Genomic DNA, 23,573 nt, shown 5'->3' with positions numbered 1-23,573 from the left:
CAGCAGCCGCGACTAATCTGCAGGGCGATTTCGTGCACTGCGGCAAACCTAGGTTGGCCGCCTCTGGCTGCCGCCGGCTGAGTCACGTATAAATCTGCGCACTATTACCCGCACGACTCGCTGGTGATTCCCCCCCAAACAGCGCAGAAAGGAATATTTCCCATGGCCGGTGCCAGCCTGTTAGCCCTGCTCGATGATATCGCCGCCGTTCTCGACGACGTGGCGCTGATGACCAAGGTCGCAGCCAAGAAAACCGCCGGTGTGCTCGGCGATGACTTAGCACTTAATGCCCAGCAGGTTAGCGGCGTGCGCGCCGAGCGTGAGCTGCCGGTAGTTTGGGCAGTAGCCAAGGGCTCGTTCAAAAACAAGCTGATTTTGGTGCCCGCAGCCCTGCTGATTAGCGCATTTATACCCTGGGCGGTGACGCCATTACTGATGCTCGGCGGGGCCTTCCTCTGCTATGAAGGCTTCGAGAAACTCGCGCACAGATTTCTGCACAGTAAGCACGAGGACGAGGTCCAGCACGAGCAACGGCGGCATGCCGTGGCAGACCCTGAGATCGACATGCTGGCGTTTGAAAAAGACAAGGTTAAAGGTGCAATCCGCACTGACTTCATCCTCTCGGCAGAAATCATCGCCATCACCCTCGGCACTGTGGCCCTGGCCAGCTTTGGCAAGCAGGTCGTGGTGCTCTCCGGCATCGCCATTTTGATGACGATCGGGGTATATGGGCTGGTAGCGGGCATCGTCAAACTGGACGATGCCGGCCTGTTTCTCAGCCAGCGCAGCGGCGCACGCCTGCAACGTAGCTTCGGTCGTGGCCTGCTGTTTACCGCGCCGTACCTGATGAAGAGCCTGTCGGTTCTCGGTACCGCGGCGATGTTTATGGTCGGTGGTGGCATCCTCACCCACGGCATCCATGCCGCGCAGGTGTGGATCGATCAGTTGGCGCTGAGTGTTACCGCCAGCAGCGGCCTGCTGGCGGCCCTGCTACCCACCCTACTCAATGCCGGCATCGGAATCATTGCTGGGGCTGTCGTGCTGCTACTGGTGAACCTGGCAACGCGCCTATGGAAAACGATGAAATCGGCAAAACCCGCTGCCTAAATCGGCAGTCGTCACGCAGACCACGTAACGGGGGACTCAACAATCCCCCGCCAGGCTGGTGATCCAGCGGTGCAGCACCTCGACACCCTCGGTATGCACGATGGAGCGGCCGAGCTCCGGCATCATCACACTGGGGTCAGCACTTTCAACCCGAAACATCAGCACCGATTTGTCTGGTTGTCCTGGGTGAATATCCACGCGCCGGTCACCGGAACCCTTACCGGCGGCCACCGGCTGCTTGCACAGGCCATAACGAATGCCGATGGTCGTAGCCGGATCAAGCAGCAAGCCCGAGGTACGCCCCGGTCCGGTGGGGTTATGGCAGTGGCTGCAATTAGCATCCAGGTAACTGCGCGCCTGCTGCTCCAGGCTTTCAGTAGGGCGCGGGGCCGGCCACAGGGCGTTGTGCGGCACGCCCTGCAAGTCCGCCGGCAACCCTTGCAGACGTCCCTGCTGCTGCCAGTGCTGCAACTGATTGTGCGCGCCCTCGGCGTAGGTGAAATCTTTATTTAGATGCCGTGCTTTCGGCCCCAACGGGTTAAGGCCCTGCCCCGCGCGCTCCTCATGGCAGCCGGCACATTGGTTAGCGTCCGGTACCTGATAGGTAACGGGCTGAGTTTGACCCTGGGCATCCAACAGGCGGACATCGCGGCTGGCACCGGCCCATTCGAGAGATGCCTCCAGCTGCTGCTCATCCCACACATAGGGCAGCGCCACCCAGCCATGCTGTTGCTTGAGTAGGATGCGCGTCTCAATCAGCTGCACCCGTGCCAACTCCAGGCCGCGTTGCGGGTCGCGGTCGTCCTGCTCATTGAGCAGCAAACGACCTTGTGCATCCTTGGGGTAGTAGAAGGTCTTGCTCAATACAGTCCCGAGCGGGTAGTCGAAATGCGCCTCGCCGTAGTGTGCCGACGCACCTACCGGCATCCAGACACTGCGCAGCTTGTGTGCGTAATCGGTGAACAGCGGCGTGTTCAGATCATAGGGCAGCGCTTCGGTAATCAGCGCGATAAAGCCATCGGCGCGCTGCAGCATGCCCCATTCACTGAGCTTTTCCGGGTAGTTGTCGCCGTCCGGCATATACAGCGGCGCCGGCGGCTGTTCACAGCCGGCGAGGAGCAGCAGCACACCTAGAAGCAACCTGCGCATCAGGCCCCCTGACCGGCTTCGGCCGAGGCCAATTTAACTGCCGGCAGCGGCGGCAAACTGCAACGGTAATCAGCCATCTCGGTGCTGATGTTCTGGTAGTTGTTCGGCGCATCGACGTTGATCATCGCGGCCGAGCCGTTGTTGATACAAATCGCCCGGTCAGCCGGTAGCTTGCCGTCCACCAAGATGTCGAGGTTGACGTAACCGTCCCAGAGAATATCCGGCAGGCGACCATTTAAGCCGAATTGGCTGATTTTCAGCGCTTTCAGCTCTAAGTGATCCGGGCTGTCGCCCGCCGGGCCAAAACGGTTGCCGTGGATATGGATACCTTCGGGGTAAGGGTCAAAGTTCTCGGCGGTGGAGAGGTCGGTATACCCGGTGCTGAAGTAGCTGCTGATGATCACGTTGGCGGTCTTGTGCTCGCCGATGTCGTTGTCGAACACCTCGACCTCATCGTTGGAGTTGATCACCACACCGGAACCGGCCGGCACGCTGGCCACCGGCGTGCCTTTGTGGCCGAAGTTCGGGTGGTTGTTGCCTTCGATCCTGTTGCGAAATACCCGCGTTACCCGACCGGCTTGCGGCAGGTTGGGCATGTTGAACACCAGAACGCCACCGGTGTTACCCGTAGCGACGTTGTCATACACGTCGGCACCGATGGTGTTCTCGATCTCGATACCGGCGACGTTGCGCTCGGCGCGGCTATTGCGCACCACCACGTTGCGCGACTGGCCGACATAAATACCGGCGTCCGACGCGCCGATGGCCACCACGCCGTCGATCAAGGTGTTTTCAGTCTGTACCGGGTAGATGCCGTACGCGCCGTTTTCGCTGGCCGGGCCGTTGGTCCATTCGGTGCGCACGCGGCGAATGATGATGTTCTTGCCGCCCACCACTTTCAGCGAATCACCCTTAGTGTCTTCGAAGGCGATGTCTTCAATGGTGAAGTCCGAGGCATCTACCAGCAGGCCTTCGGCGCCCGACTTCTGCCCCTTAAAGCTGAGGATGGTCTCGTCCATGCCTGCGCCCCTGATGGTCACACCGCTGACTTTCAGGCTCAGGCTGCGGTCGAGCTGGTAGGTGCCAGCAGGAATCTCAATCACGCTGCCTGGCTTGGCTTTGATCAGCTGGGTTTGTAGATCTTTCTGGAAATCCAGATTGGCCACCGAGGCAGGCTCTTCGCCACAGGCGGCGAGCAGCACGGACAAGGCAAGCAAGGAAAGCGGGGCAAGGCGCATGGCAATCTCCAGTATTCTTCTTATGAAAGTGGAACGATAGTACCAACCAATAAAAAAACCAAGCTCCACGTCTGCAGTCTTAGCGCCATCCGGCCACGCGCCGACCTACGCAGAGCGTCACGCATCCGTTACCATCGCCGGCAATTAAGCGAAGAGATGCGGCATGTATATCTATCGACTGGTGCTGATCCTGGTAGTGGGGATCTATCTGTTTTCCCCCGCCATCATGGACTGGTGGATCGACCCCAATGGGGCCTGGTACCGCCCCTACCTGCTGTGGCTGATTCTGATCGTCGTCACCTTTATCCTGCAGAGCCAGCAAGATGCCGATGAACTCTGAACCGCTGCACCTACATGACCTTCTTCTATTCGCCGAGCCGACCTGATGCTGACAAGCTTTAGCCTGAGCCAGCTGATCCTGATCAGTGCGGCTTACCTTCTTATCCTGTTCGGCGTCGCCTGGATCAGTGAGCACGGCCTGATACCACGCTGGATAATCCGTCACCCGCTGACCTACACCCTGTCACTCGGCGTATACGCCAGCGCCTGGGCCTTCTATGGCACGGTAGGTCTGGCCTACCAATATGGTTATGGCTTTCTGGCCAGTTACTTGGGCGTGTCCGGGGCGTTTCTACTGGCACCGGTGCTGCTTTACCCGATTCTGAAGATAACCCGCACCTACCAGCTGTCTTCCCTGGCCGACCTATTCGCCTTCCGCTTTCGCAGCACCTGGGCCGGCGCCCTCACCACCGTATTTATGCTGATCGGCGTACTGCCGTTATTGGCGCTGCAGATTCAGGCGGTGGCGGACTCGATCGGCATTCTCACCCGCGAGCCGGTACAAGAACGCGTGGCCCTGGCCTATTGCGGGCTGATCATCCTCTTCACCATCCTGTTTGGCGCCCGCCATATCGCCACCCGTGAGAAGCACGAAGGCCTGGTGTTCGCCATTGCCTTCGAGTCGGTGGTCAAGCTGGTGGCGATCAGCATCATCGGCCTGTATGCCTTGTACGGCGTGTTCGATGGCCCGCAGGACCTGCAATCCTGGCTGGTACAAAATCAAGCCTCGCTGTCCAACCTGCATACCCCCTTGCAAGAAGGCCCCTGGCGTACGCTTTTGCTGGTGTTCTTCGCCTCGGCCATCGTCATGCCACACATGTACCACATGACCTTTACCGAGAACCTCAACCCGCGCGCCATGGTCAGCGCCAGCTGGGGCCTGCCGCTGTTCCTGTTGCTGATGAGCCTGGCCGTTCCGCTGATCCTCTGGGCTGGGCTGAAGCTGGGCGCCACCACCAACCCGGAATACTTCACCCTCGGCGTGGGCATTGCCGTTAACAGCCAAACCCTGGCCTTGATTGCCTATGTCGGGGGACTGTCAGCCTCCAGCGGGCTGATTATCGTCACCACCTTGGCGCTGTCCGGCATGGTGCTTAACCATGTGGTGTTACCGCTGTATCAACCGCCAGCTGAGGGCAATATTTACCGTTGGCTGAAGTGGACGCGCCGTGCGCTGATCCTGCTGGTGATCATGGCGGGTTACGGCTTCTACCTATTACTCGGGGCCGAGCAGGACCTGGCCAACCTCGGCATCGTTGCCTTCGTCGCCACCTTGCAGTTCCTTCCCGGCGTGCTCTCGGTGCTGTACTGGCCGACGGCTAATCGCAAAGGCTTTATTGCGGGTTTGCTGGCCGGTGTCGGCGTATGGGTGGTGAGCATGCTGTTGCCGATGCTCGGCAACCTACAGGGGCTTTACCTGCCCTGGTTCAACGTCATTTATGTACTGGATGACAGCAGCTGGCACATGGCCGCGATCGCTTCGCTGGCCGCTAACGTGCTGGTGTTCACCTTGGTGTCGCTGTTCACCGAAGCCAGCCAGGAAGAGAAGAGCGCCGCTGAAGCCTGCGCCGTGGACAACGTGCGTCGCCCGCAACGGCGTGAACTGCTGGCCAATTCGCCGCAGGAATTTGCCGCACAACTGGCCAAACCCTTGGGCGCAAAAACCGCCCAGCATGAGGTCGAACAGGCGCTACGCGACCTGCATCTGCCGTTCGATGAGGCGCGCCCCTATGCCCTGCGCCGCCTGCGTGACCGTATCGAGGCCAATCTGTCCGGGCTGATGGGCCCCAGCGTGGCCCAGGACATAGTCGAAACGTTCCTGCCGTATAAAGCCGGCAGCGAAACCTACGTCAGCGAAGACATCCACTTTATCGAGAACCGCCTAGAGGACTACCACTCACGCCTCACCGGTCTGGCCGCCGAACTCGACACCCTGCGCCGCTACCACCGCCAGACCCTTCAGGAACTGCCCATGGGCGTCTGCTCGCTGGCCAAGGATCAGGAGATCCTAATGTGGAACAAAGCCATGGAAGAGCTCACCGAAATCCCCGCCCAGCGCGTGGTCGGCTCACGCCTCAGCGCCTTGGGTGAACCGTGGCGCGGTCTGCTGCAGAACTTTATCGAGCTGCCCGACGAGCACCTGCATAAACAGAGCCTGGCTCTCGACGGCCAAACCCGCTGGCTTAACCTGCACAAGGCCGCTATCGACGAACCTTTGGCACCCGGTAACAGCGGCCTGGTGCTGCTGGTTGAAGACCTCACCGAAACCCAGATGCTCGAAGACAAACTGGTGCACTCCGAACGCCTGGCGTCCATCGGTCGCCTGGCCGCCGGGGTGGCCCACGAGATCGGTAACCCGATTACTGGCATCGCTTGCCTGGCGCAGAACCTGCGCGAAGAGCGTGAAGGTGACAGCGAGCTGACCGAGATCAGCGCGCAAATCATCGAACAAACCAAGCGCGTGTCACGCATCGTCCAGTCGCTGATGAGCTTTGCCCATTCCGGCAGCCACCAGAACAGCGAAGAGCCGGTTTGCCTGGCCCAGGTCGCCCAGGACGCCATTGCCCTGCTAGCGCTCAATCGGCAAAGCGTCGACGTGCAGTTCTTCAACCTCTGCGATTCCGACCACTGGGTGATCGGCGATCCGCAGCGTCTCGCCCAAGTGCTGATCAACCTGCTGTCCAACGCGCGTGACGCCTCGCCGCCCAGCAGCGCGATCCGGATCAAGAGTGAAGCGTTCGAACACACCGTCGATCTGATCGTCGAAGACGAAGGTACCGGTATCCCCAAAGCGATCATCGACCGTTTGTTCGAGCCCTTTTTCACCACCAAAGAAGTGGGCAAGGGCACCGGCCTCGGCCTCGCGCTGGTCTATTCGATCGTGGAAGAGCATTATGGACAGATAACAATCGACAGCCCGGCCGACCCCGAGCTTCAACGCGGCACCCGCATCCGGGTCAGCCTGCCGAGGCATGTCGAGGCGACGTCCCTAGCGACTTAAACCAGCTAACTGAGAGCATGCCTGCCAGGCCCTTAGCCCAGCGGCATGCCTCGAGACCGTCGAGAGACCAAATTAATGCCTCATATTTTGATCGTCGAAGACGAAACTATTATCCGCTCTGCCCTGCGCCGCCTACTGGAGCGCAACCAGTACGAAGTCAGCGAAGCCGGCTCGGTACAAGAAGCGCAGGAACGCTTCAGCATCCCCAGCTTCGACCTGATCGTCAGTGACCTGCGCCTACCTGGCGCCCCCGGCACTGAGATGATCAAGCTTGGCCAGGGCACACCTGTGCTGATCATGACCAGCTATGCCAGCCTGCGTTCGGCCGTCGACTCGATGAAGATGGGCGCGGTGGACTACATCGCCAAACCCTTCGATCACGACGAAATGCTCCAAGCTGTAGCGCGTATTCTGCGTGACGTCCAGCAGACCAAAACTGCCCCTGCGCCTGCTGCTACCAACAGCAAAGCTGGCGCCGACAAGGTGGTGGACAACAGCAACGGCGAGATCGGCATCATCGGCTCTTGCGCCCCGATGCAAGAGATGTACAGCAAGATCCGCAAGGTCGCGCCCACTGACTCCAATGTACTGATCCAGGGCGAGTCCGGCACCGGTAAAGAACTGGTAGCCCGCGCCCTGCACAACCTCTCGCGCCGCGCCAAGGCGCCGCTGATTTCAGTGAACTGCGCGGCCATCCCGGAATCGTTGATTGAGTCCGAGTTGTTCGGCCATGAGAAAGGCGCATTCACCGGCGCCAGCGCCGGCCGTGCGGGCCTGGTGGAAGCCGCTGATGGCGGCACCTTGTTCCTCGATGAAATCGGTGAGCTGCCTTTAGAGGCTCAGGCACGCTTGCTGCGTGTGCTGCAGGAAGGCGAGATTCGCCGCGTCGGCTCGGTGCAGTCGCAAAAGGTCGATGTGCGCTTGATCGCGGCGACCCATCGCGACCTAAAAACCCTGTCGAAGATCGGTCAGTTCCGCGAAGACCTGTATTACCGCCTGCACGTAATCGCCCTGAAACTCCCCCCCCTGCGCGAGCGTGGGGCTGACGTGAGCGAGATCGCCAGCGCCTTCCTGATTCGTCAGTGCACACGCCAGGGTCGCCTCGACCTGAGCTTTGCAGCGGACGCCGAGCAGGCCATTCGTCACTACCCCTGGCCGGGCAACGTGCGCGAGCTAGAGAACGCCATTGAACGCGCGGTGATTCTCTGCGAAGGCAACAGTATTTCTGCAGAGCTACTGGGCATCGATATCGAACTCGATGACCTTGAGAACGACTTCATCGGCCTGTCCAGTCAAAACGGCCCGGGACATGAACCCAGTGAGCCAACTGAAGATTTGTCGCTGGAAGATTATTTCCAGCACTTCGTACTGGAGCACCAAGACCACATGACCGAGACCGAACTGGCACGCAAGCTCGGCATCAGCCGCAAATGCCTATGGGAGCGCCGCCAGCGCCTGGGCATTCCACGTCGCAAATCGTCAGGTGCTACCGTAGGCTAGAGCGCCTGCGCCGAGGTGACAGATAGGCGCACAAGAGGTTCCACAATCTGTTACCACTTCAACACTTAGTAACAAAGCCGGGTCTTATGGTAACGAGAGCCCGGCTTTTTTATGCCACCCGGCCACCCGCTATAACGCTCAACCCATTGAATTTAAAGGGATTGTAGAAACTGGCACGGGTTCTGCTTTGTTACAGGCACAAGAACAATAACAAGCACGCTCAAACCTAATAAAAATAAGACGTACCGACTCCAGCATAATAAAAACAACAACGCAGAGGCGCAGCTAACTGATTCTTTTGGAAAGGAATTGCCTTTGGGGTTCGCCCCAAAACCAGGCCGAGAACAATAAAACTGCACCAAGGCAGTGCCAGAACTGGTTAGGTCACTGTGTGATCATGGCAGCATCAGTATCCAAAGTAATACGTTTGCTCTTAATTCCCAACTTGGGAAAGTTTCCAAAAGTCACTGACTGGATGGAACGGGTAAATCAACAAAAACAACAAGCCCGCCATAATAATAAAAAAAGAGCACGCACCAATTTGGGGGGGAGCTTCGGCTCCCCCAGTAGCTTCAACATCCCCGCCTGCAACAGTCTCCCGTCGTTTCCTGCACCAAACCCCAACTCAATGCTAAAATCCGCGCCATTCCTGCGGCCGGCATATACTCTGGCCAGTCATTTCGTCAAACAGTGCCTCCCATGCTGAAAAAGCTGTTCAAGTCCTTTCGCACCCCTACCCTCCGTGGCAAACACTCGCACAGCACGCCCGAAGTGCTGGGCAGTAGCCAACACCCGATCGAGCGCGGCGAAATCAGCCGCTACGCCATAAGCGTAGTTGAGCGCCTGCAGCAAGCCGGTTACCAAGCCTATCTGGTCGGCGGCTGCGTTCGTGATCTGCTGCTGGATATCGAACCCAAGGATTTCGACGTGGCCACCAGCGCCACACCGGAGCAAGTGCGTGCCGAATTCCGCAATGCCCGGGTAATCGGTCGTCGTTTCAAATTGGTTCATGTGCATTTCGGCCGCGAGATCATCGAGACGGCAACCTTCCGTGCTAATCACCCCGAAGGCGATGAGGAAGAGAACAGCAACCTGTCCTCACGCAACGAGAGTGGGCGGATTCTGCGTGACAACGTCTACGGCAGCCTGGAAGACGATGCCCAGCGTCGCGACTTCACCATCAATGCGCTGTACTACGACCCCGTCACCGAGCGCATTCTCGATTACGCCAATGGCGTACACGACATCCGCAATCATCTGATCCGCCTGATTGGCGACCCGACTCAGCGCTACCAGGAAGATCCGGTACGCATGCTGCGTGCGGTGCGTTTCGCTGCCAAGCTGGACTTCGACATCGAGAAACACAGCGCCGCACCGATCTACAAACTGGCGCCGCTGCTTGGCGGAATCCCCGCCGCGCGCCTGTTCGATGAAGTGCTCAAACTGTTCCTCGCCGGTTATGCGGTCTACACCTATGAGTTGCTGGTCGACTATGGCCTGTTCGGCCAGCTGTTCCCGGCCAGTGCTGAGGCGCTAAAACTCAACCCGGACTATACCGACCAACTGATCCGTAATGCGCTGGACAGCACCGACCAGCGCATTCAGCAAGGCAAGTCCGTCACACCAGCCTTCCTTCTCGCCGCGCTACTCTGGCCAGCCTTACCGGCCCGCGTGATCAAGCTTCAGGATCGCGGCATGCCGCCAATCCCGGCAATGCAAGAAGCCGCTCACGAACTGATCAGTGAACAGTGCCTGCGTATAGCCGTACCCAAGCGTTTCACCATGCCAATCCGCGAAATCTGGGACATGCAAGAGCGCTTGCCACGCCGTAGCGGCAAGCGCGCTGACACCCTGCTGGAAAATCCACGCTTCCGTGCTGGCTATGACTTCCTTCTGCTGCGTGAAAGCGCTGGCGAACAGACCGGCGGCCTCGGCGATTGGTGGACGCGCTATCAGGAACTCAGTGACAGCGAACGGCGCAACATGATCCGCGACCTCAGCAACAAAGACGATGCAGCCGGTGCACCACGCAAACGTAAGCGCAGCAACAATAAGCGCAAGCGCGGCCCAGCAGGTGACGGCAGCAACTCCGCTGCGGGTGAATGATGGAGCGCGTGTATATCGGCCTGGGCAGTAACCTGGCGACTCCGCACACGCAACTGCGCAGCGCCCTGGTCGCCCTAGCCGCGCTGCCGCACACCCATCTAGTTGCTCAATCATCGCTCTACGCCAGCGACCCTCTAGGGCCGGCGGACCAGCCGCGTTACGTCAATGCTGTAGCAGCGCTGGACACCGACCTCAGCCCGCTGGCGTTGCTCGATGCGCTACAAGCTATCGAATTAGAGCAGGGCCGCACGCGCAAGGCCGAACGCTGGGGCCCACGCACTCTCGACCTGGACATCCTGCTGTTCGGCAAACACCAACTGGATGAGCCACGCTTGACCGTGCCGCACTACCACATGCATGCCCGCGCTTTTGTCCTCTACCCCTTGGCCGAGATCGCCCCAGAACTGCACCTGCCCGATGGTCGCGCACTGGCAGAGCTCCTCAGTGCTTGTACCTTCACGGGACTGGAGCGACTGAACGAGCTCCGGCAAAACTGAGCCCGACGCACACCTTGATCAATGCGTCATGCCACTGCCAAAGCGTCAGCCCGAACAACAGCTAGGTGCATTGGCGGTAACGCCAGTAACAAACCGGTAACACCTGCAATTGACTTCGAGTCTTCCCATCAGGACTATAGGCGTCCCGTTGCCCCGCACCGGTGCGATTTGCGGCCAATGCAGGCCAACTTGAAGCAGCACAACTGCTGACTGAACGCCTGAGTGAGGACAGTTTTCATGCCTGATGTAACCCTGACTACCCTGCAAAGCCTCAAGCAGAGCGGCGAGAAAATCGCCATGCTGACCTGCTATGACGCCACGTTCGCCCACACGGCATGCCAGGCCGGTGTCGATGTGCTGCTGGTAGGTGATTCCCTCGGCATGGTCTTACAAGGCCATGACAGCACACTGCCCGTCACCGTGGCCGATATGGCGTACCACACCACCTGCGTTAAACGCGGCAACCAGGGCGCGCTGATCCTCGCCGACCTACCATTTATGGCCTATGCCACGCTTGAGCAAACCATGAATAATTGCGCCGTACTGATGCAGGCCGGCGCACACATGGTCAAGCTAGAAGGTGCGGCCTGGCTGGCTGAGCCGATTCGCCAACTGGCCGAGCGCGGCGTACCGGTGTGCGCGCACCTAGGGTTAACGCCACAAGCGGTGAACATCCTCGGTGGCTACAAGGTGCAAGGGCGCCAAGAAGCCTCGGCACGGCAGATGCGCGCCGATGCCATGGCCCTAGAACAGGCCGGCGCGGCCATGCTCCTGCTTGAGTGCGTGCCCAGTGAGCTCGCTGCGGAAATCAGCCAGGCGGTAAAAATCCCGGTTATCGGCATTGGTGCCGGCAGCGCCACCGACGGCCAGGTACTGGTGCTCCACGACATGCTTGGCTTGTCCCTGAGCGGCCGCACTCCCAAGTTTGTGAAGAACTTTATGGCCGGTCAAAGCAGCATCCAGCACGCCATCAGCGCCTACGTCAAAGCGGTCAAAGACCAGAGCTTCCCAGCAGCCGAGCACGGATTTTCTGCATGAACACAGTTAAAAGCGTGCGCGAGTTGCGCGCCGCTGTCGCCCAAGCCCGTGCCGAAGGTAAACAAATCGCCTTCGTGCCGACCATGGGCAACCTGCATGCCGGCCATGCCGCGCTGGTGGAAAAAGCGGCGCAACGGGCGGACTTCGTGGTTGCCAGCATTTTCGTCAACCCATTGCAGTTCGGTCCCAACGAGGACCTCGAGAGCTACCCACGCACCCTGCTTGCCGATCAGGAAAGACTGGTCGCAGCGGGTTGCCACCTGCTGTTCACCCCGGATGTCGCGGAAATGTACCCACAAGGGACCGACAGCCAGACCCGCGTCAGCGTGACGGGGGTCTCCGAAGGCCTGTGCGGCGCCAGCCGGCCGGGGCACTTCGAAGGCGTTGCGACTGTAGTGAGCAAGCTGTTCAACATGGTGCAACCGGACTTGGCCATTTTCGGCCAGAAGGACTTCCAGCAACTGGCGGTAATCCGCACCCTGGTGCGTGACCTGAATATGCCTATCCAGATCATCGGTGAACCGACCGTACGCGCCGAAGACGGTCTGGCGCTGTCTTCGCGTAACGGTTACCTGAGTGCCGAGCAACGCGAAGTGGCGCCGGTGCTGTACCGTAGCCTGCAGGAAATGGCGGCGGCGATTAAGACCGGCGAGCGTGATTACGCCAAACTGATCAACACAGCACAGGCGCAACACAGCGCCGCTGGTTTCCGCTCGGATTACCTCGAAGTGCGCGAATCGAACAGCCTGCGCCCGGCCACGGCCGCTGATCGTCAGCTGGTGATTCTGTTGGCCGCCTCTATTGGCAACACCCGACTCATTGACAACCTGGCGTTCGACCTCGATATGCCTGCTTGATTAGCCGGTTACCTGCTCGCATACCTGCCAGTTACACTCAAGGCCCGGATCACTCCGGGCTTTTTTGCATAATTCGCCGCACCCAGCACAAGGAACACGCACCCATGGCCTATTACCAACAGCCGCATGACGTCACCTCCCTGCCCGCCTGGCAGGCGCTGCGCGAGCATCGCGAGCAGATGAACGACTTCAGCATGCGCGAGGCCTTTGCCAGTGACCCGGAGCGCTTTAAGCGTTTCTCCCTGAGCAGTTGCGGCTTAATGCTGGACTACTCAAAGAACCTGATCGACGAAAAGACCCTAGGGCTGCTGGTGCAACTGGCCGAGCAAAGCCAGCTAGGCGAGTCCATCCAGGCACTGTTCAGCGGTGATCTAGTCAACGCCTCGGAAGGTCGTGCAGCTCTGCATACCGCCCTGCGCAGCCCAATTGGTCGCAGCGTCAAACTGAATGGCGTCGACCTGATTCCACAGGTGCACCGCGTGCTGCATCAGATGACCGAGTTGGTCAGCCGCGTGCACAGCGGCCTGTGGCGCGGCTACAGCGACAAACCGATCACCGAAGTGGTGAATATCGGTATCGGCGGTTCGTTCCTCGGCCCGCAGCTGGTTTCCGAAGCGCTGCGGCCTTTTACCCAGCGTGGCGTGCGCTGCCATTACCTGGCCAATATCGACGGCAGCGAGTTCCGTGAACTAACTGCGCGCCTAGACCCCGAAACCACCCTGTTTATCGTCTCGTCAAAATCCTTCAGTACCCTGGAAACCCTGAAGAACGCCCTGGCGGCGCGCGACTGGTACCTCGCCCTGGGCGGCCCGGAAGCAGAGTTGCACAAGCACTTTATTGCGGTGACCAGCAACCAGACAGCGGCCATCGAGTTCGGCATCAAGGCGGAAAACATCTTCCCGATGTGGGACTGGGTCGGCGGTCGTTATTCGCTGTGGTCGGCCATCGGCCTGCCCATCGCGCTGGCCATCGGCATCTCCAATTTCAAGGAACTGCTAGCCGGCGCCTATGCCATGGACCAGCACTTTACCCAGGCGCCGCTGGCTGAAAACATGCCAGTACTGATGGCCCTGCTGGGCATCTGGTATGGCAATTTTTGGGGGGCGAAAAGCCAGGCGATCCTGCCCTACGATCATTATTTGCGTAACTTCACCAAGCACTTGCAGCAGTTGGACATGGAGTCCAACGGCAAATCCGTGCGCCAAGACGGCAGCCCGGTGGACTTCAGCACCGGGCCGGTGATCTGGGGCGGCGTCGGCTGTAACGGCCAGCATGCCTACCACCAGTTACTGCACCAAGGCACTGAGCTGATCCCGGCGGACTTTATCGTCCCGGTCAACAGTTTCAGCCCGCTGGCCGACCATCACCAGTGGCTGTTTGCCAACTGCCTGTCGCAAAGCCAAGCGCTGATGCATGGTAAAACCCAAGCCGAAGCCGAAGCCGAATTGCGCGCCAAAGGCCTCGACGAAGCTGAAGTGCAACGCCTTGCGCCGCACAAGATGGTTCCCGGTAACCGCCCAAGCAATATTCTCGCGCTCAACCGGATCGATCCGTTCGGCCTCGGTGCGCTGGTCGCGCTGTATGAGCACAAGGTCTTTGTGCAAAGCGCGATCTGGGGCATCAACGCCTTTGACCAATGGGGTGTTGAGCTGGGCAAGGAGCTCGGCCAGGGCGTGTACCAGCGCCTGACCGGGCAACTCGATACGCCGGCCAGTGATGCCTCGACCCAAGGCCTGATTCAGCACTTCCGCGAGCGCCATCGCGGCTGATCAGCCCATCGCGCAAGGCCCGGCATGGCTGCACCGGGCCAGCACTTGAACCCAGCCTCCACTGGGTGCACCCTTGTTGTGATCGCGGACACACAACAACAAGGACCCGCCATGTACGAAATTACCCGTCACCCGGTTGCCGACTCGGTGCGCCAGCGCGCGCATATCGACAACGACAACTACCTACGCCTCTACCAACAATCGGTCGAGCAGCCTGATACGTTCTGGGCCGAGCAGGCCAAACAGTTTCTCGACTGGTCCAAACCCTGGGACAGCGTGCAGCAGGGTGACCTGCTCAGCGGCCAGGGTTCCTGGTTCAAGGGCGGCCAGCTAAACGTCAGCTACAACTGCATCGACCGCCACCTGGCCACGCGCGGCGAGCAAATCGCGCTGATCTGGGAAGGTGATAACCCCAGCGAGTCGGCACATATCACCTACAAAAAGCTGCACCACAACGTCAGCCGTCTGGCCAATGTTCTGAAAAGCCGTGGCGTAAAAAAGGGTGACCGGGTGTGCATCTACATGCCGATGATCCCCGAAGCCACCTACGCCATGCTCGCCTGCACGCGGATTGGCGCGGTGCATTCGGTGGTGTTCGGCGGCTTCTCACCGGATGCGCTGCGCGACCGTATTCTTGACTCAGACTGCCATGCGGTCATTACCGCTGATGAAGGCGTGCGCGGTGGCAAGTACGTGGCGCTCAAGGCCAACGTCGACAAAGCCCTGCAGAGCTGCCCGAAAGTCAGCACCGTGGTGGTGGTTGAGCGCACTCAGGGCGACATCGACTGGGTTGAAGGTCGCGACATCTGGTACCACGAGGCGCTGCGTAACGTTTCTGACGACTGCCCACCCGAGCCGATGGACGCCGAAGACCCGCTGTTTATTCTCTACACCTCCGGCTCCACCGGTAAACCCAAGGGGGTGTTGCACAGCACCGGCGGCTACCTGCTGATGGCCGCGATGACCCACAAGTACGTATTCGACTACCACGAAGGCGACGTTTACTGGTGCACCGCCGATGTCGGCTGGGTCACCGGTCACAGCTATATCGTTTACGGGCCGCTGGCCAATGGCGCCACCAGCCTGATCTTCGAAGGTGTACCGAACTACCCGGATGCTTCGCGCTTTTGGCAGGTCATCGATAAGCATCAGGTAAATATCTTCTACACCGCGCCCACCGCCCTGCGCGCACTGATGCGTGAAGGCGAAGGTCCGGTGCGAAAAACTGACCGCTCAAGCCTGCGCCTACTCGGCTCGGTCGGCGAACCGATCAACCCGGAAGCCTGGGAGTGGTATTACAACGTGGTCGGCGAGCGCCGCTGCCCGATCGTCGACACTTGGTGGCAGACCGAAACCGGCGCCATTCTGATCACCCCGCTGCCCGGTGCCACCGACCTCAAACCCGGCTCCGCCACCCGCCCCTTCTTTGGCGTACAACCGGTGTTGCTGGATGAACAGGGCAAAGAAATCGACGGCCCAGGCTCAGGTGTACTGGCGATCAAAGAAAGCTGGCCCAGCCAGATCCGCAGCGTCTATGGCGACCATCAGCGCATGATCGACACGTATCTGAAGCCCTACCCCGGTTACTACTTCAGTGGCGACGGCGCGCGCCGTGACGAAGACGGTTACTACTGGATCACTGGCCGAGTGGATGACGTGATCAACGTCTCCGGCCACCGCATCGGCACCGCCGAGGTGGAAAGTGCCCTGGTGCTGCACGATGCCGTCGCCGAAGCGGCAGTGGTCGGCTATCCGCATGACCTAAAGGGCCAGGGCATTTATGCCTTCGTCACGCCCATGAACGGCATCGACCTCAGCGACGAACTGAAGACAGAACTGCTGGCCCTGGTCGGCAAAGAGATTGGTGGTTTCGCTAAACCCGAACTGATCCAATGGGCGCCGGGCCTGCCGAAGACCCGCTCAGGCAAGATCATGCGGCGCATCCTGCGCAAGATCGCCTGCAACGAGCTGGAAAACATGGGCGACACCTCAACCCTGGCCGACCCCAGCGTGGTGGACGAGCTAATCGAGCAGCGCCTAAACCGCTAAGCATGAACCGCGCGAGCGCGGCTTGCGCGGTGATTCAGCGAGCAGGGCGATAACGGAACCTTGCAGCAGGGCCCCAGGCTGACTGGTCAGTTCGCAGGCTGGCCGCGAGCAAAGCCGCTGTGCCACCATAGCGACCTTTCGCGGCCTGCCGCGCCTGTCACTTGTGAGGATCGCGTTATGCAAGATGTCGTCATCGTTGCCGCCACCCGCACTGCCATCGGCAGCTTCCAGGGTTCACTGGCGAATATCCCTGCACCCGAATTGGGCGCTGCAGTGATCCGCCAGTTGCTTGCGCAAACCGGCCTGGACGGCGCACAGGTCGACGAAGTGATACTCGGCCAGGTGCTGACCGCCGGCAGCGGGCAGAACCCCGCTCGCCAAGCCTCGATTCTTGCTGGCCTGCCCCACGCGGTACCGGCAATGACCTTAAACAAGGTGTGCGGCTCGGGCCTGAAAGCCCTGCATCTGGCTGCCCAGGCCATTCGCTGCGGCGATGCAGAGGTGATGATTGCCGGTGGCATGGAGAACATGAGCCTGTCCCCTTACGTCATGCCCGGTGCCCGCACCGGTCTGCGCATGGGTCACGCCAAGCTGGTCGACACGATGATCACCGACGGCCTGTGGGACGCCTTCAACGACTACCACATGGGCATCACCGCCGAGAACCTGGTCGACAAATACAGCATCAGCCGCGAAGCGCAGGACGCCTTCGCCGCGGCCTCGCAGCAGAAGACCTGCGCCGCCATCGAGTCCGGGCGTTTTGCCGATGAAATCACCCCGATCCTGATTCCTCAGCGCAAGGGCGACCCCGTAGCCTTCGCCACGGATGAACAACCGCGCGACGGCACCACCGCCGAGTCCCTGAGCAAACTTAAGCCGGCGTTCAAGAAAGACGGCAGCGTGACCGCTGGCAACGCCTCCAGCCTCAACGATGGCGCCTCGGCGGTGTTGCTGATGAGTGCTGAAAAAGCCAAAGCCCTAGGTCTGCCGGTACTGGCAAAAATCGCCAGCTACGCCAATGCCGGCGTCGATCCCGCGATCATGGGCATTGGCCCGGTCAGCGCCACCAATCGCTGCCTGGCCAAAGCTGGCTGGACGCTGGCCGACCTCGACCTGATCGAAGCCAACGAAGCCTTTGCCGCGCAAGCGCTGGCGGTCGGTAAAGAACTCGATTGGGATGCCAGCAAGGTCAACGTCAACGGCGGCGCTATCGCTCTCGGTCATCCGATTGGCGGCTCCGGCTGCCGAATTCTGGTTACCTTGCTGCACGAGATGATCAAACGCGACGCTAAAAAAGGCCTCGCCACCCTGTGCATCGGCGGCGGTCAAGGCGTGGCATTGGCTATCGAACGAGCCTGATACCGACGCTAAGCTCTAGCAACGAAAAAGCCGGCCCCATCAATTCGGGGCCGGCTTTTTTATTTGCCATCGACAGCACTGATGATGGCTATTGACCGTCTGCGTTTCTCAAGAGTCAGGCCGCGGCGCAACATTAGCCCCCTAGCCACTTACCCACTCTTTCGAGGACACACACATGAACAAGTACCTGATCGCTTCCCTGCTTGCCGCCGGCCTGGCCAGCAATGTGTTCGCCGCAGACGGCGCCGAACGCACCCTGAGCAACCGTATCGCCGCTGATGGCTTTGACCGCACCAGCATCAACCGAATCGCTGAAGATGGTGCAGACCGTAAGGGCGGTAATCGTGTCGCCGAAGACGGTTTCGACCGCACCAACATCAATCGCCTGGCCGAAGATGGCGCAGATCGTACCGGTGGTAACCGCGTCGCGGCTGACGGCGCTGACCGCACGGGCATTAGCCGCATCGCTGAAGATGGTGCAGACCGTACGGGCGGTAATCGTGTCGCCGAAGATGGCTTCGATCGCACCAACATCAATCGCCTGGCCGAAGATGGCGCAGATCGTACCGGTGGCAACCGCGTCGCGGCTGACGGTGCTGACCGCACGGGCATTAACCGCAGCGTCTAATGACATCACACGTGCAAATTAAAGGGCACCCTAGGGTGCCCTTGCTGTTTTTGCCGAGCCTGCATCCCGGCAGGTGAATCTTGATAAACTGCGCGCCCTCCTTTTTCGAGTTACCGCGCATGCCCGCTCTCGATCAGGCGCTGCACGCCGCCTTGAATAACCGCCAAGACCTTCTGACAGAACTGCATCAACAGGGCACAGATTGCTATCGCCTGTTTCACGGCAGCCAGGAAGGCGCCGGCGGTTTGACCATCGACCGTTACGGCCCGCAATTACTGGTACAAAGCTTTCACCAGAGCCTGAGTCGCGACGAATTGCTACAACTGGCCGAGCAGTGCCAGACCAGCCTTAGCGAACAGCTGCTGCTGGTCTACAACGACCGCTCCCAGGGCAATTCGCGTATCGACCGCACTGATTCGGTCTACCAAGCCGAGCCCGCCGCGCTGGAAGACTTAGTTGGCCATGAGTGGGGCCTCAACTACCGCGTACGTGGCCGTCATGCAGGGCAAGATCCGCTGTTGTTTCTTGACCTGCGCAACGCCCGCGGCTGGGTCAAACAACACAGCGCCGGCAAATCTGTGCTCAACCTGTTCGCCTACACCTGTGGGGTTGGCTTGAGCGCTGCTGCGGGCGGCGCCCGCGAAGTGCTCAACCTCGACTTTGCCGAAGGCAACCTGGCAGTCGGCCGTGAAAATGGTGCGCTCAACCCAGCGCTTGTGCCTATGCAGTTTATCCAGTCGGATTACTTCCCGGCGATTCGCCAACTGGCGGGCCTGCCGATTACCGCACGCCGTGGCCACAAACTGCCGGACTATCCGCGTTTAGCGCCGCGCCCGTTCGACCTGGTGCTGCTCGACCCGCCGGCCTGGGCCAAGAGCGCTTTCGGCACCGTTGACTTGCTGCGTGACTACCAGAGCCTGCTTAAGCCGGCGGTTCTCGCCACGGCTGATGATGGCGTGCTGATCTGCTGCAATAACTTGGCAAAAGTCAGCCTTGCGGACTGGCGCGAGCAAGTGCTGCGCTGCGCGGAAAAACTCGGCCGCCCGGTACGTGAATGGCAGGTACTGCCACCGGCTAACGACTTCCCTTCGCTGGATGGTCAGCCACCACTGAAAACCCTGATCCTGCAGTTCTGATTTACCCCCAAGCGAGCAGAGAATCACCCGCAGCGGCTCTGCGGAACTGTGTACGCGTGCCATACTCCAAGGCACTTCTTCGTCGGGATAGATGACGTTTTTTATGCTTAAAGGAATAAAGCGCGCCGCCAGCGCTGTTGCCATCGCTGTTGCCCTCTATAGCTTACTGGGCTTTTTGATTCTGCCCGGCATAGGTTTGCGCATCGCCAACCAGCAGCTGGCTCAATACGCCGAAGTGCCCGCCTCGTTGCAACGCCTGCAACTTAACCCGTTCAGCCTGGAACTCAGCCTTTGGGGCCTGCAGATAGGCGAAGCCGAACAGCCGCAAATTGCCTTCGAGCGCCTGTATGCCAACCTGCAAATCGACAGCCTGTGGACCCGCGTGCTGCATCTGGCCGATATCGAGCTGGACAAGCCGCACAGCGAAGTACTCTTCGGTAAGGACGGTCGCCTTAACCTGACCCAGCTGTTCAAACTGCCGAGCAGCCCACAAGCGAAAACCGAAGAGCCGCCTAGCGAACCGTTCCCGCTGCGCATCACGCGCTTCAAGTTGAACGGCGGCAACCTGCACTTTCAGGATCTGCGCCCAAGCGAACCGATAGAGTTCATCTACGACGATCTTAATGTCGAACTGCTCAACCTCAGCACGCTGCCGGATGACAAGGCCGAGTTGAGCTTGTTCGCCACCGGCCCAAAGAGCGGCCGCATCGACTGGACCGGCACTTTCAGCCTGGCACCCATCAGCTCCAGTGGCAGCCTGAAGATCACTGACGGCAAGCTGAACGCATTCTGGCCCTACGTGCGCGATGCTGTGCCGCTGGTCCTAGAAGATGGCAGCGTTGACCTCAGCAGCGATTACAACCTGAACCTGAGTAAAGGCACCGAGCTGCTACTAAGCAACACCCGGCTTAAGCTCAGCCGCTTTGCCATCAAGAGCCCAGCGAACAAACCATTGCTGCGCCTGGCCAACCTGGATATCAGTGACACCCGCGTCGACCTGATCAAACAACAGGTCATCGTCGGCAAGATTCGCAGCCAGAAGCTAGAAACCTGGGCGGCCCGCGAGGCCGATGGCCAACTCGACTGGCAGAAGCTATTGGCCAGCCAACCTACCAAGCCAACTCCAACTCCAACTCCAACTCCAACTCCAACTCCAACTCCAACTCCAACTCCCGCTAATGGTGGTGCCGACTCCAGCGCAGCAGCAGAACCCGGCCCGATAAAAGACACCAGCTCTGCACAGCAGTCCCCCGAGCAGCCCGCAGCCACTGCCGGCCAAGCCGAAGCGCCCAGCAAGCCCTGGCAAGTGATCCTGCGTGACGTACAACTGCGTGATTACCAGATACACCTGGCTGATCGCGCAGCCGGTCCAGACGTCAACATCGATCTGGCCCCGCTCAATCTTGACCTCAGCAACTTCGACAGCTTTGGCACTTCACCCTTCACCATCAAGCTCGATACCGGGGTGAATAAAACCGGGCGGATCAAGGCCAACGGTCAGGTGCAACTGAGCCCGACCACTGCCAAGCTGCATGTGGTTACCCAGGATATTGACCTGCGGCTGGCGCAAGCCTACCTGAGTCCTTATGTGCACCTGGAGCTGCGCAGCGGCAAACTGGGCAGTGACCTGGCGGTTGACCTACAGAGTGTCGAGCCGCTGGTCTTCAGCATTGGTGGGCACGCCGAGGTCAAACAGCTGCACACCCTCGACACCCTGAAAAACCGCGACTTCCTCAAATGGCAGCAGGTACTGGTCGAAGGGCTCGATTACCAGCACGGCCAAGGCTTGGCGATTAGCCAGATCAAACTGCAGCAGCCCTATGTGCGCTTCATCATTAACGAAGACCTGACCACCAATATTAATGACCTAATGGTGCCCCAGCCCGCCAGCGCCGAGCCGAGCAAAGCCCCGTCGGAAAAGCCGCTGCCTATCCGCATCGATGGCATCAGCATCAAGGACGGTTCGGCCAACTTTGCCGATTTCAGCCTGCGCCCCAACTTCGCCACGGCGATTGGCCAGCTCAACGGCCAAATCGGCACGCTGGACAACCAAAGCGCGCAAGCTGCTAGCGTCGATATCAAGGGCAAGGTCGATAAGTACGCCCCCGTCAGCATCAAAGGCCAACTCACCCCATTCGACCCGCTGAACAGCCTGGACATCGCCACCCGCTTCAAGAATGTCGAACTGACTACGCTAACGCCCTACTCTGGAAAGTTCGCCGGCTTCCGCATCCGCAAGGGGCGCCTCAACCTCGACCTGCATTACCAGATCGAGAAAGGCCAGCTCAACGCGGAAAATACGCTGCTGCTGGAAGACTTGCAGTTGGGCGAGAAAGTCGACAGCAAGGATGCCATGGATCTGCCGATTCGCCTGGCCGTAGCCTTGCTCAAGGACACCCAAGGCAATATCGAAATCCAGCTGCCGGTTCAAGGCAACCTCAACAGCCCAGAATTCAGCGTGATGCCTATCGTCTGGCAAACCCTGCGTAATCTGGTGCTGCGTGCGGCGCAGGCGCCGTTCAAATTTATTGGCGGGCTGGTCAGCGGCGGCAGCGAGGTCGATCTCAGCACCGTGCGCTTCAGTGCAGGGGAAAGCCAACTCGGCAGCACGGCACAGAGCGCACTGGACACCCTAGCCAGCGCCCTGAAGGAACGTCCCACCCTGCGCCTGGAGGTCGAAGGCATGAGCGCCCAGAGCAGCGATGGCCCGCCGCTTGCCGCCGCACGCCTGGAGCGCGAATACCAGAGCACCTGGTACAAAATACTGCAACGCCGTGGCAATGATGTACCTGCAGATGCCAACGAGCTGGTGGTGGATGAAGACGACAAGGCGGTGCTGCTCGAAGGCATCTACCGCGCCCGCCTCAAGCAGCAGCCTCCGGCAGAATGGGCCAAGCTGGCTGACGAAGAGCGCACCGCAAAGATGCGCGAAGGCGTGCTGCAATCTTGGGCGCAGAGCCAGCTGCTTCTGCGCCAGTTGGGCCAAGCCCGCGCGGCAGAAATAAAAAACTATCTGGTCGAGCGTGGCGGTCTGAGTGCCGAACGCATTTACCTGCTGGATGTCAGTAATACGCAAGCTAATGGCGATGGCAGTGTGGGCAGCACTCTGTACCTCGGCAGCGAATAGGCCTGTTGTCTATGCGCGCAATGACGACAACGCTGTTACTTGCTCTGCTAGGCGCATCGTTTCTGGTCCAGGCCGAAACACTGCGCTGCGGTAGCCAATTGGTGAGCCTAGGTGACCGTCGCTTTGAAGTGCTGCAGAAATGTGGCGAGCCGGCGTTCCGCGACCTGGTGGGCTATTCCCTCGGCCCGAATCAGCGACGCGAATACACCATTGAGGAGTGGGTTTACGGCCCTAGCAACGGCATGTTTAGCATTCTTACCTTCGAAGGTAACCGCTTGCGTGCCATCGAACGACAACGCAGCCGCTAGGACAGCACAATGAAAAAGCTTATCTGCAGCCTGCTGATTGCCTTACCCCTTACAACACATGCCTCATCAACCTTGCGCTGTGACAGCGGCTTGATCAGCCTGCAAGACTCTACCAGCATCGTCAGCAGCAAATGCGGTGAACCCATCAGCCGTGAGTTTGTTGGCTACAGGGAAGTCCAGGATGAGTACGGTTTTTACAATGAAGTGGCCGTCGAAGAGTGGGCCTATGGCCCGCGCAATGGCATGTTTCAGTTTCTGCGCTTTGAAGGCAACCGCCTGATCAAAATCGACAGTAAACGCGGCCGTTAACCCACCACAATAAAAAGCCCCGCAGGCACTGCCTACGAGGCTTTTTTATGGCGGCT

Annotated in this window: 18 protein-coding genes; 16 read left to right on the top strand and 2 right to left on the bottom strand. The window is 59.8% G+C overall.

The genetic code is table 11. The annotated features are described in order from the left end of the window. Positions 1-162: 162 nt before the first annotated feature. Positions 163-1,107, top strand: coding sequence for a DUF808 domain-containing protein (locus BMZ32_RS16130; RefSeq protein ID WP_090243812.1), 945 nt, complete (start codon positions 163-165; stop codon positions 1,105-1,107). Between the two features lie 36 nt (positions 1,108-1,143). On the opposite strand, the gene BMZ32_RS16125 is transcribed toward BMZ32_RS16130, so the two are convergent. Together BMZ32_RS16125 and BMZ32_RS16120 are read right to left on the bottom strand one after the other, a co-directional pair. Next, on the bottom strand, positions 1,144-2,256 hold the full coding sequence (locus tag BMZ32_RS16125; protein WP_090243810.1) for an SO2930 family diheme c-type cytochrome: 1,113 nt from the start codon (positions 2,254-2,256) through the stop codon (positions 1,144-1,146). After that, the gene (locus tag BMZ32_RS16120) at positions 2,256-3,494 is read right to left on the bottom strand and encodes a parallel beta-helix domain-containing protein (protein WP_090243808.1); all 1,239 of its coding nucleotides are present in this window, start codon (positions 3,492-3,494) and stop codon (positions 2,256-2,258) included. Before BMZ32_RS16120 ends, BMZ32_RS16125 begins: the two co-directional genes overlap by 1 nt. Positions 3,495-3,657: 163 nt before the next feature. Here BMZ32_RS16120 and BMZ32_RS16115 point away from each other — a divergent pair, with 163 nt between their 5' ends. The 15 genes from BMZ32_RS16115 (at position 3,658) to BMZ32_RS16045 (ending at position 23,517) form a co-directional block, all read left to right on the top strand. Continuing rightward, on the top strand, positions 3,658-3,834 hold the full coding sequence (locus BMZ32_RS16115; protein ID WP_090243806.1) for a hypothetical protein: 177 nt from the start codon (positions 3,658-3,660) through the stop codon (positions 3,832-3,834). Between the two features lie 45 nt (positions 3,835-3,879). Next, positions 3,880-6,834 (top strand): sensor histidine kinase, encoded by a 2,955-nt coding sequence (locus BMZ32_RS16110; RefSeq protein WP_090243804.1) that lies wholly within the window; start codon positions 3,880-3,882, stop codon positions 6,832-6,834. 75 nt (positions 6,835-6,909) lie between these two features. After that, entirely contained in the window at positions 6,910-8,334 is a 1,425-nt protein-coding gene (locus tag BMZ32_RS16105; RefSeq protein WP_090243802.1) for a sigma-54-dependent transcriptional regulator, read from the top strand. 699 nt (positions 8,335-9,033) lie between these two features. After that, positions 9,034-10,440, top strand: coding sequence for a polynucleotide adenylyltransferase PcnB (locus BMZ32_RS16100; RefSeq protein ID WP_090243800.1), 1,407 nt, complete (start codon positions 9,034-9,036; stop codon positions 10,438-10,440). Next, the gene (gene folK, locus BMZ32_RS16095) at positions 10,440-10,937 is read left to right on the top strand and encodes a 2-amino-4-hydroxy-6-hydroxymethyldihydropteridine diphosphokinase (protein WP_208598734.1); all 498 of its coding nucleotides are present in this window, start codon (positions 10,440-10,442) and stop codon (positions 10,935-10,937) included. Before BMZ32_RS16100 ends, folK begins: the two co-directional genes overlap by 1 nt. Before the next feature lie 237 nt (positions 10,938-11,174). Beyond that, positions 11,175-11,975 carry a 3-methyl-2-oxobutanoate hydroxymethyltransferase gene (gene panB / locus BMZ32_RS16090; RefSeq protein ID WP_090243796.1) on the top strand — a complete coding sequence of 267 codons (801 nt, stop codon included), beginning with the start codon at positions 11,175-11,177 and terminating at the stop codon, positions 11,973-11,975. Beyond that, positions 11,972-12,832, top strand: a complete 861-nt coding sequence (gene panC, locus BMZ32_RS16085; RefSeq protein WP_090243794.1) for a pantoate--beta-alanine ligase — start codon at positions 11,972-11,974, stop codon at positions 12,830-12,832. Before panB ends, panC begins: the two co-directional genes overlap by 4 nt. Positions 12,833-12,936: 104 nt before the next feature. After that, on the top strand, positions 12,937-14,601 hold the full coding sequence (gene pgi / locus BMZ32_RS16080) for a glucose-6-phosphate isomerase (RefSeq protein WP_090243792.1): 1,665 nt from the start codon (positions 12,937-12,939) through the stop codon (positions 14,599-14,601). 111 nt (positions 14,602-14,712) lie between these two features. Then, entirely contained in the window at positions 14,713-16,650 is a 1,938-nt protein-coding gene (acs, locus tag BMZ32_RS16075; RefSeq protein ID WP_090243790.1) for an acetate--CoA ligase, read from the top strand. 177 nt (positions 16,651-16,827) lie between these two features. Continuing rightward, complete coding sequence (locus BMZ32_RS16070; protein WP_090243788.1) at positions 16,828-18,009, top strand: acetyl-CoA C-acetyltransferase; 1,182 nt, start codon at positions 16,828-16,830, stop codon at positions 18,007-18,009. Between the two features lie 175 nt (positions 18,010-18,184). After that, positions 18,185-18,637 (top strand): phage infection protein, encoded by a 453-nt coding sequence (locus BMZ32_RS16065; protein ID WP_090243786.1) that lies wholly within the window; start codon positions 18,185-18,187, stop codon positions 18,635-18,637. A 119-nt stretch (positions 18,638-18,756) separates the two neighbouring features. Continuing rightward, entirely contained in the window at positions 18,757-19,773 is a 1,017-nt protein-coding gene (locus tag BMZ32_RS16060) for a class I SAM-dependent rRNA methyltransferase (RefSeq protein WP_090243783.1), read from the top strand. A gap of 103 nt (positions 19,774-19,876) precedes the next feature. After that, on the top strand, positions 19,877-22,900 hold the full coding sequence (locus tag BMZ32_RS16055; RefSeq protein ID WP_090243782.1) for a DUF748 domain-containing protein: 3,024 nt from the start codon (positions 19,877-19,879) through the stop codon (positions 22,898-22,900). A gap of 11 nt (positions 22,901-22,911) precedes the next feature. After that, a complete protein-coding gene (locus tag BMZ32_RS16050; RefSeq protein ID WP_425272882.1) occupies positions 22,912-23,208 on the top strand; it encodes a DUF2845 domain-containing protein in 297 nt (98 codons plus the stop codon). 9 nt (positions 23,209-23,217) lie between these two features. Then, complete coding sequence (locus BMZ32_RS16045) at positions 23,218-23,517, top strand: DUF2845 domain-containing protein (protein WP_090243777.1); 300 nt, start codon at positions 23,218-23,220, stop codon at positions 23,515-23,517. Positions 23,518-23,573: the final 56 nt, after the last annotated feature.

Source organism: Pseudomonas guineae (assembly GCF_900113745.1).
GTDB lineage: Bacteria > Pseudomonadota > Gammaproteobacteria > Pseudomonadales > Pseudomonadaceae > Aquipseudomonas > Aquipseudomonas guineae.
This window is presented reverse-complemented; position numbering and strand designations above follow the sequence as displayed.

Bases quoted from the DNA above. Each gene is read 5' to 3' on its own strand.
- BMZ32_RS16130 (WP_090243812.1), top strand. From the start codon at position 163: ATGGCCGGTGCCAGCCTGTTAGCCCTGCTCGATGATATCGCCGCCGTT.
- BMZ32_RS16125 (WP_090243810.1), bottom strand. From the start codon at position 2,256: ATGCGCAGGTTGCTTCTAGGTGTGCTGCTGCTCCTCGCCGGCTGTGAA.
- BMZ32_RS16120 (WP_090243808.1), bottom strand. From the start codon at position 3,494: ATGCGCCTTGCCCCGCTTTCCTTGCTTGCCTTGTCCGTGCTGCTCGCC.
- BMZ32_RS16115 (WP_090243806.1), top strand. From the start codon at position 3,658: ATGTATATCTATCGACTGGTGCTGATCCTGGTAGTGGGGATCTATCTG.
- BMZ32_RS16110 (WP_090243804.1), top strand. From the start codon at position 3,880: ATGCTGACAAGCTTTAGCCTGAGCCAGCTGATCCTGATCAGTGCGGCT.
- BMZ32_RS16105 (WP_090243802.1), top strand. From the start codon at position 6,910: ATGCCTCATATTTTGATCGTCGAAGACGAAACTATTATCCGCTCTGCC.
- BMZ32_RS16100 (WP_090243800.1), top strand. From the start codon at position 9,034: ATGCTGAAAAAGCTGTTCAAGTCCTTTCGCACCCCTACCCTCCGTGGC.
- folK (WP_208598734.1), top strand. From the start codon at position 10,440: ATGGAGCGCGTGTATATCGGCCTGGGCAGTAACCTGGCGACTCCGCAC.
- panB (WP_090243796.1), top strand. From the start codon at position 11,175: ATGCCTGATGTAACCCTGACTACCCTGCAAAGCCTCAAGCAGAGCGGC.
- panC (WP_090243794.1), top strand. From the start codon at position 11,972: ATGAACACAGTTAAAAGCGTGCGCGAGTTGCGCGCCGCTGTCGCCCAA.
- pgi (WP_090243792.1), top strand. From the start codon at position 12,937: ATGGCCTATTACCAACAGCCGCATGACGTCACCTCCCTGCCCGCCTGG.
- acs (WP_090243790.1), top strand. From the start codon at position 14,713: ATGTACGAAATTACCCGTCACCCGGTTGCCGACTCGGTGCGCCAGCGC.
- BMZ32_RS16070 (WP_090243788.1), top strand. From the start codon at position 16,828: ATGCAAGATGTCGTCATCGTTGCCGCCACCCGCACTGCCATCGGCAGC.
- BMZ32_RS16065 (WP_090243786.1), top strand. From the start codon at position 18,185: ATGAACAAGTACCTGATCGCTTCCCTGCTTGCCGCCGGCCTGGCCAGC.
- BMZ32_RS16060 (WP_090243783.1), top strand. From the start codon at position 18,757: ATGCCCGCTCTCGATCAGGCGCTGCACGCCGCCTTGAATAACCGCCAA.
- BMZ32_RS16055 (WP_090243782.1), top strand. From the start codon at position 19,877: ATGCTTAAAGGAATAAAGCGCGCCGCCAGCGCTGTTGCCATCGCTGTT.
- BMZ32_RS16050 (WP_425272882.1), top strand. From the start codon at position 22,912: ATGCGCGCAATGACGACAACGCTGTTACTTGCTCTGCTAGGCGCATCG.
- BMZ32_RS16045 (WP_090243777.1), top strand. From the start codon at position 23,218: ATGAAAAAGCTTATCTGCAGCCTGCTGATTGCCTTACCCCTTACAACA.